Raw genomic sequence first — 11,796 nt, 5'->3', positions numbered from 1 at the left:
TCCGATGCGCGGCGTGGGCAATCGTCATCTGCAAACCATGCTGCCGCGGCTGATCCGCCGTAAATTGCGCTTTACCCCGCACTGGCAGCGCCTTGAGCTGCCGGACGGCGATTTTGTCGATCTGGCCTGGAGCGAAGACCCGCATCAGGCGCGCCATAAGCCGCGCCTCGTCGTCTTTCATGGTCTCGAAGGAAGCCTGCACAGCCCGTACGCCCATGGTCTGATCCACGCGGCGATGCAGCGCGACTGGCTGGGCGTGGTTATGCATTTCCGCGGCTGCAGCGGCGAACCTAACCGCAATAACCGCATCTATCACTCCGGCGAAACAGAAGATGGCACCTGGTTTCTGCATTGGCTACAGCGCGAGTTTGGCCCCGTGCCGACCGCAGCCGTCGGCTATTCACTAGGCGGCAATATGCTGGGCTGCCTGCTGGCAGAAGAAGGCGACCGCTGCCCGCTGGATGCGGCGGTGATCGTCTCCGCGCCTTTTATGCTGGAAGCCTGCAGCTATCATATGGATAAGGGCTTCTCGCGGGTTTATCAGCGCTATCTGCTCAATCTGTTAAAAGCCAATGCCTCACGCAAGCTGAAAGCGTATCCTGGCTCACTGCCTGTCGATTTACGCCAGCTTAAAGGGATGCGCCGCATCCGGGAATTTGACGATATGATCACCGCCAAAATCCATGGTTTCGCCGATGCGCTGGATTATTACCGGCAATGCAGCGCCATGCCGCGGCTCAGCGATATCACTAAGCCAACGCTCATCATTCACGCGAAAGACGATCCATTTATGGATCACCACTCCATACCACCGCAGGAGCAACTGCCGGCGAACGTTGAGTATCAATTAACTGAGCAAGGCGGCCACGTTGGTTTCGTCGGCGGCACCCTGCGTAAGCCGGAGATGTGGCTGGAAAGACGCATCCCGGACTGGTTAAACCGTTGGCTGGAGGCCCCCGTATGATTATTCCCTGGCAGGATCTGGATCCCGAAACGCTGGATAACCTGATTGAAAGCTTTGTGTTACGTGAAGGCACCGATTATGGTGAACATGAACGTTCACTTGCCGATAAAGTCGCCGATGTAAAACAGCAGTTGAAACGCGGAGAGGCGGTTCTTGTGTGGTCGGAACTGCATGAGACGGTCAATATTATGCCGCGTGCGCTGTTTAACGGCTAAGGCGACGCCACTACATCGTTTAACCAGGGAGTTGTTATGTCTGCCAAACATCCGGTGATCGCCGTCACGGGCTCCAGCGGCGCGGGCACTACCACCACCAGCCTTGCCTTTCGCAAAATCTTCGCGCAGCTAAACCTGCACGCCGCGGAGGTGGAAGGCGATAGCTTTCATCGCTACACCCGCCCGGAAATGGACATGGCGATCCGCAAGGCGCGGGATCAGGGCAAACATATCAGCTACTTTGGCCCGGAGGCGAACGACTTTGGCCTGCTGGAGCAGACCTTTGTCGACTATGGCCGCCACGGAAAAGGCCAGTCGCGGAAATACCTGCATACCTATGACGAAGCCGTACCGTGGAATCAGGTGCCAGGGACTTTCACCCCCTGGCAGCCGCTGCCGGAGCCGACAGACGTACTGTTCTATGAGGGGCTGCACGGCGGGGTTGTCACGCCGCATCATGATGTCGCCAGCCATGTCGACCTGCTGGTCGGCGTAGTGCCTATCGTTAACCTCGAGTGGATCCAAAAGCTTATTCGCGACACCAGCGAGCGCGGCCACTCCCGGGAGGCGGTGATGGACTCAGTCGTCCGCTCGATGGAAGACTACATCAACTTCATTACCCCGCAATTTTCCCGCACCCATATCAACTTTCAGCGCGTGCCGACGGTAGACACTTCCAACCCGTTTGCCGCGAAAACTATTCCCTCGCTGGACGAGAGCTTTGTGGTGATCCATTTCCGTAACCTGCAGAATATCGACTTCCCCTGGCTGCTGGCGATGCTGCAGGGGTCGTTTATCTCGCACATGAACACGCTGGTGGTGCCGGGCGGTAAAATGGGGCTGGCGATGGAGCTTATCATGACGCCGCTGGTCGAGCGCCTGATGGAAGGCCGCAAGATCGGCTAACAGAAAAAACCCCGGCCAGGCCGGGGTTGAGATGCTTCACAACGGCAGGCGAAGACTACGCCTCGATCACTTCATAGGAGTGGGTGATCTTCACCGCTTTTTCCAGCATCAGCGCCACCGAGCAGTATTTCTCTGCCGACAGATCCACCGCCCGGGAGACCGCGGCATCTTTCAGCGCCTTACCGGTGACGATAAAGTGCAGATTAATATGCGTAAACAGACGCGGCGCCTCTTCGCGGCGCTCCGACGTCAGCTTCACTTCGCAGTTGGTCACCTCATGGCGACCTTTTTGCAGAATAGAAACCACATCGATCGCACTGCAACCGCCCGCCGCCATCAGCACCATCTCCATCGGGCTGGGTGCCTTATCCCCGGAGTTGCCATCCATCAGAATCTGGTGTCCTGACGCGGACTCCCCGATAAAGGTTAACCCTTCAACCCATTTCACACGCGCTTGCATAAAATTTAACTCCAGTATCGCAATTTTCCTGTCAGATTACGCGCACATAACAATTCTCGCAACGGAAGGCGACCTGCGTCATGCTGAAGCGAGACACCAGGAGACATGCGGCGAAAGCTATGCTAAAACAGTCTGGATGCTACAGTATTACATTGATGTACTGCATGTATGCAGAGGAGTTCACATTACGGGCTGTCGAAAAATCATCAGCCAGCTTCCCAGGTATAGGGAAACAATACGATTGCATGCCCGGACGCCGTGTAGTGTCGGCGCCCGGAGATAGCTTATAACAGAGGATAACCGCGCATGGTGCTTGGCAAACCGCAAACAGACCCTACCCTTGAATGGTTCTTGTCTCATTGCCACATTCATAAGTACCCATCAAAGAGCACGCTGATCCACCAGGGTGAAAAAGCAGAAACGTTGTACTACATCGTTAAAGGCTCCGTGGCTGTACTCATCAAGGATGAAGAAGGTAAAGAGATGATCCTCTCCTACCTCAACCAGGGCGATTTCATCGGTGAATTAGGCCTGTTTGAAGAGGGTCAGGAGCGTAGCGCCTGGGTACGGGCGAAAACCGCATGTGAAGTGGCCGAAATCTCTTATAAGAAATTCCGTCAGCTGATCCAGGTTAACCCGGACATTCTGATGCGTCTCTCTTCGCAAATGGCTCGCCGTCTGCAGGTCACGTCTGAGAAAGTGGGCAACCTCGCCTTCCTCGACGTGACGGGCCGTATCGCCCAGACGCTGCTGAACCTGGCGAAGCAACCTGATGCCATGACCCACCCGGACGGTATGCAAATTAAAATTACCCGTCAGGAAATTGGTCAGATCGTCGGCTGCTCTCGTGAAACGGTTGGCCGTATTTTGAAAATGCTGGAAGATCAGAACCTGATTTCCGCACACGGTAAAACTATCGTCGTCTACGGCACCCGTTAAGTTGCTAAGCGGCGTATTGCTCCTGCAGTACGCCGTTTTTGTTTTTCCCTCATGTGGCGCAGGCTGATTTACCACCCGGAAGTCAACTATGCACTGCGGCAAACGCTGGTGCTGTGTCTGCCTGTGGCCATCGGTCTTCTGCTCGGCCATCTCCAGCAGGGGCTGTTGTTTTCCTTAGTGCCCGCCTGCTGCAACATTGCCGGTCTTGATACCCCACATAAGCGCTTTTTCAAACGTCTGATTATCGGCGGCTGTCTGTTTGCCGGATGCAGTCTGGTGGTGCAGTTGCTGCTCGCTCAGGCCATTCCCCTGCCGCTTATTCTCAGCGGCCTGGCGCTATTGCTCGGCGTCACCGCGGAGATCAGTTCGCTGCACGCGCGCCTGCTGCCCGCGTCGCTGATCGCCGCTATCTTTACCCTGAGCCTGGCGGGCAATATGCCCATCTGGGAACCACTGCTGATCTACGCTTTCGGTACGCTGTGGTACGGCGTGTTTAACTGGCTCTGGTTCTGGCTGTGGCGCGAACAGCCGCTGCGGGAGTCGCTCAGCCTGCTTTACCGGGAACTGGCTGACTATTGTGAAGCCAAATACAGTCTGTTGACCCAGCATACCGATCCGTCGACCGCCCTGCCGCCGCTGCTCACCCGCCAGCAGAAGGTAGTCGACCTGATTACCCAGTGCTATCAGCAGATGCATATGCTGGCCGCCAACCAACGCAACGACCACAAGCGTCTGCTGCGGGCGTTCCAGGTTGGGCTGGATCTACAGGAACATATTTCGGTTAGCCTGCATCAGCCAGAAGAGGTACAAAAGCTGGTGGAACGCAGCCATGCCGAAGCGGTGATCCGCTGGAATGCGCAAACCGTCGCTGCCCGCCTGCGCGTGCTGGCGGATGATATTCTCTATCATCGCTTTCCGCAGCGTTTTCAGATGGATAAACAGATTGAGGCTCTGGAAAAGATCGCCCGCCAGCATCCGGACAACCCGGTCGGTCAGTTCTGCGCCTGGCACTTTAGCCGTATCGCCCGGGTGCTGCATACCCAGCGCCCCCTGTATGCCCGGGATCTGATGGCCGACAAAGAGCGTCGTTTACCGCTGTTTCCCGCGCTAAAGAACTATCTGTCGCTGAAATCACCCGCACTGCGCAATGCCGCGCGCATCAGCGTCATGCTGAGCGTCGCCAGCCTGATGGGCAACGCCCTGCATTTGCCGAAGCCCTACTGGATCCTGATGACGGTGCTCTTCGTCACGCAAAATGGCTATGGCGCCACGCGGGTGCGAATTGTTCACCGGGCGGCGGGAACGCTCGCCGGCCTGGTCATCGCCGGGCTAACCTTGCACTTTCACGTTCCGGAGAGCTATACCCTGAGCGGGATGCTGCTGATTACCCTGCTCAGCTATCTGATCATCCGTAAACACTATGGCTGGGCGATGGTAGGCTTTACGGTGACGGCGGTGTATACCCTGCAACTGCTGACGCTCAACGGCGAACAGTTTATTGTCGCCCGGCTTATCGACACGCTTATCGGCTGCCTGATCGCCTTCGGCGGGATGGTCTGGCTGTGGCCGCAGTGGCAGAGCGGCCTGCTGAAAAAAAACGCCCACGATGCGCTGGAGGCCGACCAGCAGGCGATTCGCCTGATCCTCAGCGCCGATCCAAAAGCCCCCGCGCTGGCCTATCAACGCATGCGCGTCAACCAGGCGCATAACGCGCTCTACAACTCCCTGAATCAGGCGATGCAGGAGCCCGGTTTTAATACCCACTACCTGGAAGATATGAAGCTGTGGGTGACGCACAGTCAGTTTATCGTCGAACACATCAACGCTATGACCACCCTGGCCCGGGAGCATACGATGCTCACCCCGGATCTTGCCCAGCGCTATCTCGAATCTTGTGAGATTGCCTTGCAACGCTGCCAGCAGCGGCTGGACAGCGATGGTCCCGGCAGCGCAGGGGATGCCAATATTCTGGAGTCGCCGGAAACAGAGGTGCCGAACGGTCCGTTAAGTACCCTGGAGCAGCACCTGCAACGCATTCTGGGCCATCTGAACACCATGCATACCATATCGTCAGTAGCATGGCGTCAGCGGCCGCATCATGGCATCTGGCTGCGGAAAATCAGCCGTTAATCACCTTTGCCACTGCCTGGGCAAAACGCGCCATCCCCTCGGCAATATCCTGCTCGTCGATGATCAGCGAGGGAACAAAACGCATCACGTCCGGCCCGGCGTTGAGCACCATGACGCCGGCTTGCGCAGCGGCATAGAGGAAATCACGCGCGCGGCCCTTGTGCTGCGGCTTGAGTTCGGCGCCAATCAGCAGGCCCATCCCGCGAATATCACTGAACAGATCAAATTCAGCATCCAGCTGCTGCAGGTGTTTGACGAACAGTTCGCGCTTCGCGCTCACGCCATCCAGCACCGCCGGGGTATTGATTAGATCGAAGGCGGCGTTGGCGACCGCGCAGGCCAGCGGGTTGCCGCCGTAGGTTGAGCCATGGGAACCCGCATGGAAGGCGCTGGCGATCTCATGGGTGGTCAGCATGGCGCTGACCGGGAAGCCGCCGCCGAGCGCTTTGGCGCTGGTCAGAATATCCGGCGTCACACCGTAATGCATATAGGCGAACAGCGATCCGGTACGTCCCATACCGCACTGCACTTCATCAAAGACTAACAACGCCTGGTGCTGATCGCACAGCTCACGCAGCCCCTGCAGGAAGGCCGGCGTCGCTGCCGTCACGCCGCCTTCGCCCTGAATCGGCTCCACCACCACTGCGCAAGTGTGGTCATCCATCACCGCTTTTACCGCCTGCAGGTCGTTGAAGGGAACATGGACAATATCCGCCGGTTTCGGGCCGAAACCATCGGAGTACTTCGGCTGCCCACCGACGGAAACGGTAAACAGGGAGCGGCCATGGAAGGCATTATGGAAGGCAATGATTTTGGTTTTATACGGGCTATGGCGGGTCACCGCATAGTGACGCGCCAGCTTAAAGGCCGTTTCATTGGCTTCCGTACCGGAGTTCATAAACACCACGCGCTCGGCGAAGGTGGCCTCGACAAGTTTACGTCCCAGACGCAGCGCTGGCTCATTGGTAAAGACGTTGCTGGTGTGCCACAGCGTTTCGCCCTGCTCGTGGAGCGCCGCTACCAGCGCCGGGTGGCAATGGCCGAGCGCCGTCACCGCGATACCGCCGGCAAAATCAACATACTCTTTGCCCTGCTGATCCCAGACGCGGCTGCCTTTCCCTTTCACCGGGATGAATTCTGCTGGTGCATAAATCGGCAAAATAACTTCATCGAATGTGGCGCGGGTGATTGCCGGTTGTTCAGTTGCCATGTCTTGCCCATCCCTCTTCGTTATGCAGATGTAATCATGAAAATATAATCACAAAATATGCATAAAAAATCAGTCAATGGCAACTGAAAATCACCGCTTCAGAAAGTTTTCCAGCAATTGATGGCCCTGCTCGCTGAGGATGCTTTCCGGATGAAACTGCACGCCCTCAAGATCCCAGTCGCGGTGGCGGATCCCCATAATCTCAGCGCTGGCGCTGCGGGCGGTGACGATAAACTCGGGCGGGAGCGTCGGCGGGTCAATCACCAGCGAGTGATAACGGGTCACCGTCAGGGGATTATTCAGCCCCTGAAACACCCCTTCGCCGTTATGCTCAATAAGCGAGGTTTTACCATGCATCACCTGTGCCGCCCGTACGATGGTCGCGCCAAACGCCTGGGCTATCGCCTGGTGCCCGAGACAGACGCCCAGTAGCGGCGTTTTCCCCGCATAGTGGCGGATAACCGCGAGGGAAATCCCCGCCTCATTCGGCGTGCAGGGGCCTGGCGAGATCACGATTTTCTCCGGCGCCAGCGCCGCTATCTCCTCCAGCGTCAACGCATCATTGCGCCTGACCAGTACTTCCGCACCCAGTTCGCAGAAGTACTGATACAGATTCCAGGTGAAAGAGTCATAGTTATCGATAAGCAGGATCATAGCGGCTCCGGAACAATCAAAACCGGGCTATTCTACTCAGATTCCCGCGCTTCGCTTACCACTTTGCGAAAGATCGCCACCAGCGGAGCCGGATCGCCCATCGCGCTCTGCTGGCAGGCCGCGCTCCAGCCGGCAGGGTCGACGTCACGCCAGTCAAGCAGGTAGCCGGCATGTATTGCCAGCTGTTCAAAGAAAATGCGCTGGGTCAGGCCATTGCCAAGACGAAAAGGGTGCAGCACATTAATTTCGCCATAGAACCAGCTCAGGCGTTCAATAAAGGTCTCGCGCGGCAGGCCATTGAGATAATCCTCCTGCTCAAGGGCCTGCATCAGGGCGTTCCCCTCCTCCTCGATCCGGGCAAAGTGGCAGAACGGCGTATCGCCCAGGTAGAGGTTCACTTCACGTAACCGGCCGGCCCAGTCAAACAGATCCTGATACAGCTGATGATGAATCGCGCACAGATAGGGTAAGCCGCGCACCCGCGGCCCCAGCGGCAAGGTTGCCGCCCGCAACGCCGTCATCTCAAAGGCGGCCTGTTGCAGATTTTTAGCCTGCCGGATGCCGAGGCGGTTGCGCAGGACATTCAGCGCCGGGTAGAGGTAAGGATCGCGTTCATCGCCGAATTTATCGCTCATACTCCCTCCGCAGCGTCGCCAGACGCGCCAGCGCCTCTTCGGCAGTTAACGTAACCAGCGGCACCGTCACGCCTTCAAGGCGACGACTGGCCTGAAAATTGGTATTGCGTGTCTGTTCCCAGAGTCGGGATTTTTGCTTTTCGGTGAGTGGACGCATCGTCGCCCCCCTTATCGTCCCCTGTGTGCCACAAGTATAAGCAGCAATTTCAGGTTATGCCGGGAGGCAACCGGGCGCGGCGATAGCACACCGCGCCGTGGAAGGATTAGGGCAGCACTTTCGCAGAGAGGATAACGACCGGTTTGGTCGGCACATTCTGGTATGGGCCGACGTTATGGGTCTGGACCTGGGAGATCTTATCCGCGACGTCCATACCTTTCACTACCTTGCCAAACACCGCATAGCCAAAGTCGCGCTGACCATGGTCAAGGAAGGCGTTATCCGCCACGTTGATGAAGAACTGGCTGGTGGCGCTATCCTGGTCGGCGGTACGCGCCATCGCGATGGTCCCGCGGGTGTTGCGCAGGCCGTTGTCTGCTTCATTCTTGATCGGCGGGTTAGGCTGTTTCTGCTGCATCTGCTCGTTAAAGCCGCCGCCCTGCACCATGAAACCCGGGATCACGCGGTGGAAGGTGGTGTTGTTGTAGAAGCCGCTGTTGACGTACTTCAGGAAGTTATCCACGGAAATCGGGGCTTTCTGACTGTTTAACTCAAGCTCAATGTTCCCTGCCGAGGTGGTCAGCAGCACATGCGGATCGCCCTTTGCCGCCATGGCCGGGGAGAACGCTGAAATGGCGAAAACGGCAGCCATCGCCGCCAGTGTTGATTTGAGCATGGAAATTCCTTAACGGAGCAGAATAAAAGCGAGTGCCTTGATTCTAAAGAGCCTTTGCATCCTGGGCCAGCCTTTTACCAAATTTTACTTAGCTGTAATAATTGTAACCGCGCAAACGTTCTCCTGTGCGGCGAATAAAGTGTGATGCATGTCACATTAAACCATGCAAAAGATAACCACTTTCACAATAAACATTTGATTACATCACCTGAACGAATAAAATCTGTCCGCCCGGCGCAGCGTCAACGCGCTTTACCTTTCTATTCACAGGCCAGTCATGACTAACAGCAACCGTATTAAGCTCACATGGATCAGCTTCTTCTCCTACGCCCTGACCGGCGCGTTGGTGATCGTCACCGGGATGGTGATGGGTAACATTGCGGATTATTTCCATCTGCCCGTTTCCAGTATGAGCAACACCTTTACCTTTCTGAACGCCGGTATTCTGATCTCTATCTTCCTCAATGCCTGGCTGATGGAAATCGTGCCGCTGAAAACTCAGCTGCGCTTTGGCTTTATTCTGATGGTGCTGGCGGTGGCCGGCCTGATGCTCAGCCACAGCCTGGCGCTGTTTTCCGCGTCGATGTTCGTTCTCGGCCTGGTGAGCGGGATCACCATGTCGATCGGGACCTTCCTGATCACCCATATGTATGAAGGCCGTCAGCGCGGAGCGCGTCTGCTGTTTACCGACTCCTTCTTTAGCATGGCGGGAATGATTTTCCCGATGGTCGCCGCCGTCCTGCTGGCGCGCAGCATCGAGTGGTACTGGGTCTACGCCTGTATTGGTCTGGTGTATGTCGCCATTTTCGTCCTGACTTTCGGCTGTGATTTTCCGGTGTTGGGCAAAAAAGCGCAGAGCGAAAACAGCCAGCCGGTAGTGAAAGAGAAGTGGGGCATCGGCGTGCTGTTCCTCTCCGTTGCGGCGCTGTGCTACATCCTCGGTCAGCTGGGCTTTATCTCCTGGGTACCGGAATATGCGAAGAGCCTGGGCATGAGCCTCGGGGATGCCGGTAAACTGGTGAGCGATTTCTGGATGTCCTACATGATCGGCATGTGGTCATTCAGCTTCATCCTGCGCTTCTTCGACCTGCAGCGTATCTTAACCGTCCTCGCCGGGCTCGCGACGGTGCTGATGTACCTGTTTATCAATGGTTCCCCGGAGCATATGCCGTGGTTTATTCTGACCCTGGGCTTCTTCTCCAGCGCCATCTACACCTCGATCATTACGCTCGGCTCGCAGCAGACGCGGGTCGCTTCGCCGAAGCTGGTGAACTTTATCCTCACCTGCGGCACCATCGGCACCATGCTCACTTTCGTGGTCACCGGCCCGATTGTGGCTGCCAGCGGTCCACTGGCAGCGCTGCACACCGCTAACGGCCTCTATGCCGTGGTATTCGTGATGTGCTTTATCCTCGGCTTCGTCTCCCGTCACCGCCAGAACAACGCTCAGGCGGCGTCTCACTAAGCCTTCGGCCCCTTTGCGTCCGCAAGGGGGCTGTTCCTCATAAAAGAGAGCTCCTCGCCACCGCGGTCGGTCTGGATCCAGGTTTGCGCCAGCTGGGTGGTCGCGATCACCCTTCCCTGACGAATTGACCAGCGCACAGGCACCTGGCAGCGGACGGCCTCAAAGCCATTCTCCGCCGGGAGAATGATCAGGTTAGCCGGGTTGCCGCTGACAATGCCGTAATCCTCCAGGCCAAACGTGCGGGCGCTGTTGGCGGTGATAAGCTTCAGACCGTCGTTGATCTGCTGGTAGCCCATCAGCTGGCAGACGTGCAGGCCCATATGCAGGACCTGCAGCATATTGCCGGTCCCCAGCGGGTACCACGGGTCAAAGACGTCATCATGACCAAAGCACACGTTGATCCCCGCCGCCATCAGCTCCTTCACCCGGGTAATCCCCCGTCGCTTAGGGTAGTCATCAAACCGGCCCTGCAGATGAATATTCACCAGCGGATTGGCGACAAAGTTGATACCGGAGAGCTTAAGCAGGCGGAACAGGCGCGAGGTATAAGCGCCATTATAGGAGTGCATGGCGGTGGTATGGCTGGCCGTCACCCGCGCCCCTATCCCCGCCTTTAACGCCAGCGCGGCAACGGTTTCAACAAAGCGCGACTGTTCATCGTCAATTTCATCGCAGTGAATATCCAGCGGGCGATCATATTTTTGCGCCAGCCGGAAGGCGATATGCAGCGACTCCACCCCATATTCACGGGTGAACTCAAAATGCGGGATGGCCCCAACAACATCCGCCCCCAGCTTGAGGGCCTCCTCCAGCAGCGCTTCGCCGTTGGGGTAAGAGAGGATCCCCTCCTGTGGAAAAGCAACTATCTGCAACTCGACCCATGGCGCGACCTCCCGTTTGACCTCCAGCATCGCCTTCAGCGCCGTTAATGTGGGATCGGAGACGTCGACATGAGTGCGGACAAACTGCACGCCATTGGCGATCTGCCACTTCAGGGTTTTCCACGCCCGGGCTTTGACGTCCTCATGGCTGAGCAGCGCTTTTCGCTCCGCCCAGCGCTCAATCCCCTCGAACAGGGTGCCGGACTGGTTCCAGTGCGGCTCGCCGGCCGTCTGGGTGGTATCCAGGTGGATATGCGGCTCAATAAAAGGCGGGATCGCCAGCCCGCCGCGAGCGTTCAACACCTCGTAGCTTTCGTCGCGCGCCTCGCCCATCGGCGTGATCTCGCCAAAGCGGCCCTTATCAATCGCTATTTGCCACAGGCCGTCGCGGTCTGCCAGGCGTACGTTCTGAATTAACCAAAGCGGCGCTGCTGTCATATCACCTTCTCCATTCAATATGGCTAGTTTTCTGCCCAACCCCAATCGCGGCCCATCCAATTCTTG

At 57.2% G+C, this 11,796-nt stretch carries 13 protein-coding genes; 6 read left to right on the top strand and 7 right to left on the bottom strand.

Going from position 1 to position 11,796, the window contains the following annotated elements; all coding sequences use genetic code 11:
* Positions 1–4 precede the first annotated feature (4 nt).
* From R0140_RS01890 to R0140_RS01880, 3 genes are read left to right on the top strand one after another with little or no spacing between them, the layout of a single operon-like run.
* A complete protein-coding gene (locus R0140_RS01890) occupies positions 5–964 on the top strand; it encodes a hydrolase (RefSeq protein ID WP_229531505.1) in 960 nt (319 codons plus the stop codon).
* Positions 961–1,179: a YheU family protein gene (locus R0140_RS01885; protein WP_002920151.1), complete on the top strand. Its 219-nt coding sequence runs from the start codon at positions 961–963 to the stop codon at positions 1,177–1,179. Before R0140_RS01890 ends, R0140_RS01885 begins: the two co-directional genes overlap by 4 nt.
* 36 nt (positions 1,180–1,215) lie before the next feature.
* On the top strand, positions 1,216–2,085 hold the full coding sequence (locus R0140_RS01880) for a phosphoribulokinase (protein ID WP_008807033.1): 870 nt from the start codon (positions 1,216–1,218) through the stop codon (positions 2,083–2,085).
* A 55-nt stretch (positions 2,086–2,140) separates the two neighbouring features.
* On the opposite strand, the gene R0140_RS01875 is transcribed toward R0140_RS01880, so the two are convergent.
* On the bottom strand, positions 2,141–2,545 hold the full coding sequence (locus R0140_RS01875; RefSeq protein ID WP_004202200.1) for an OsmC family protein: 405 nt from the start codon (positions 2,543–2,545) through the stop codon (positions 2,141–2,143).
* Between the two features lie 306 nt (positions 2,546–2,851).
* Here R0140_RS01875 and crp point away from each other — a divergent pair, with 306 nt between their 5' ends.
* Together crp and R0140_RS01865 are read left to right on the top strand one after the other, a co-directional pair.
* Entirely contained in the window at positions 2,852–3,484 is a 633-nt protein-coding gene (gene crp, locus R0140_RS01870) for a cAMP-activated global transcriptional regulator CRP (protein WP_000242758.1), read from the top strand.
* Positions 3,485–3,535: 51 nt separating this feature from the next.
* The gene (locus R0140_RS01865) at positions 3,536–5,614 is read left to right on the top strand and encodes a YccS/YhfK family putative transporter (RefSeq protein WP_012540426.1); all 2,079 of its coding nucleotides are present in this window, start codon (positions 3,536–3,538) and stop codon (positions 5,612–5,614) included.
* Here the strand turns inward: R0140_RS01865 and R0140_RS01860 are convergent.
* The 5 genes from R0140_RS01860 to ppiA form a co-directional block, all read right to left on the bottom strand.
* Positions 5,604–6,824, bottom strand: coding sequence for a bifunctional acetylornithine/succinyldiaminopimelate transaminase (locus R0140_RS01860; protein ID WP_008807030.1), 1,221 nt, complete (start codon positions 6,822–6,824; stop codon positions 5,604–5,606). The two genes, R0140_RS01865 and R0140_RS01860, sit on opposite strands and share 11 nt — an antisense overlap.
* Positions 6,825–6,914: 90 nt before the next feature.
* Positions 6,915–7,478 carry an aminodeoxychorismate synthase component 2 gene (pabA, locus tag R0140_RS01855; RefSeq protein ID WP_008807029.1) on the bottom strand — a complete coding sequence of 188 codons (564 nt, stop codon included), beginning with the start codon at positions 7,476–7,478 and terminating at the stop codon, positions 6,915–6,917.
* A 32-nt stretch (positions 7,479–7,510) separates the two neighbouring features.
* Complete coding sequence (locus tag R0140_RS01850) at positions 7,511–8,113, bottom strand: putative adenosine monophosphate-protein transferase Fic (protein ID WP_008807028.1); 603 nt, start codon at positions 8,111–8,113, stop codon at positions 7,511–7,513.
* The gene (locus R0140_RS01845; RefSeq protein ID WP_012540423.1) at positions 8,103–8,270 is read right to left on the bottom strand and encodes a YhfG family protein; all 168 of its coding nucleotides are present in this window, start codon (positions 8,268–8,270) and stop codon (positions 8,103–8,105) included. Before R0140_RS01845 ends, R0140_RS01850 begins: the two co-directional genes overlap by 11 nt.
* A 106-nt stretch (positions 8,271–8,376) precedes the next feature.
* The gene (gene ppiA, locus R0140_RS01840) at positions 8,377–8,946 is read right to left on the bottom strand and encodes a peptidylprolyl isomerase A (protein WP_002920238.1); all 570 of its coding nucleotides are present in this window, start codon (positions 8,944–8,946) and stop codon (positions 8,377–8,379) included.
* A gap of 277 nt (positions 8,947–9,223) precedes the next feature.
* Between ppiA and tsgA the strand changes: the two genes are divergently transcribed.
* The gene (gene tsgA, locus R0140_RS01835; RefSeq protein WP_002920240.1) at positions 9,224–10,411 is read left to right on the top strand and encodes an MFS transporter TsgA; all 1,188 of its coding nucleotides are present in this window, start codon (positions 9,224–9,226) and stop codon (positions 10,409–10,411) included.
* Here the strand turns inward: tsgA and R0140_RS01830 are convergent.
* Entirely contained in the window at positions 10,408–11,730 is a 1,323-nt protein-coding gene (locus tag R0140_RS01830; protein WP_012540421.1) for a cytosine deaminase, read from the bottom strand. The two genes, tsgA and R0140_RS01830, sit on opposite strands and share 4 nt — an antisense overlap.
* Positions 11,731–11,796 lie beyond the last annotated feature (66 nt).

The sequence above is a fragment of the Klebsiella sp. w6 genome, from assembly GCF_033100215.1.
GTDB lineage: Bacteria > Pseudomonadota > Gammaproteobacteria > Enterobacterales > Enterobacteriaceae > Klebsiella > Klebsiella variicola.
The sequence above is the reverse complement of the archived record's forward strand: the minus strand, read 5'-3'. Positions and strand labels throughout refer to the sequence as shown.

Excerpts from the sequence above, each read along its gene's own strand:
- R0140_RS01890 (WP_229531505.1), top strand. The coding sequence starts at position 5 with ATGCGCGGCGTGGGCAATCGTCATCTGCAAACCATGCTGCCGCGGCTG.
- R0140_RS01885 (WP_002920151.1), top strand. The coding sequence starts at position 961 with ATGATTATTCCCTGGCAGGATCTGGATCCCGAAACGCTGGATAACCTG.
- R0140_RS01880 (WP_008807033.1), top strand. The coding sequence starts at position 1,216 with ATGTCTGCCAAACATCCGGTGATCGCCGTCACGGGCTCCAGCGGCGCG.
- R0140_RS01875 (WP_004202200.1), bottom strand. The coding sequence starts at position 2,545 with ATGCAAGCGCGTGTGAAATGGGTTGAAGGGTTAACCTTTATCGGGGAG.
- crp (WP_000242758.1), top strand. The coding sequence starts at position 2,852 with ATGGTGCTTGGCAAACCGCAAACAGACCCTACCCTTGAATGGTTCTTG.
- R0140_RS01865 (WP_012540426.1), top strand. The coding sequence starts at position 3,536 with ATGTGGCGCAGGCTGATTTACCACCCGGAAGTCAACTATGCACTGCGG.
- R0140_RS01860 (WP_008807030.1), bottom strand. The coding sequence starts at position 6,824 with ATGGCAACTGAACAACCGGCAATCACCCGCGCCACATTCGATGAAGTT.
- pabA (WP_008807029.1), bottom strand. The coding sequence starts at position 7,478 with ATGATCCTGCTTATCGATAACTATGACTCTTTCACCTGGAATCTGTAT.
- R0140_RS01850 (WP_008807028.1), bottom strand. The coding sequence starts at position 8,113 with ATGAGCGATAAATTCGGCGATGAACGCGATCCTTACCTCTACCCGGCG.
- R0140_RS01845 (WP_012540423.1), bottom strand. The coding sequence starts at position 8,270 with ATGCGTCCACTCACCGAAAAGCAAAAATCCCGACTCTGGGAACAGACA.
- ppiA (WP_002920238.1), bottom strand. The coding sequence starts at position 8,946 with ATGCTCAAATCAACACTGGCGGCGATGGCTGCCGTTTTCGCCATTTCA.
- tsgA (WP_002920240.1), top strand. The coding sequence starts at position 9,224 with ATGACTAACAGCAACCGTATTAAGCTCACATGGATCAGCTTCTTCTCC.
- R0140_RS01830 (WP_012540421.1), bottom strand. The coding sequence starts at position 11,730 with ATGACAGCAGCGCCGCTTTGGTTAATTCAGAACGTACGCCTGGCAGAC.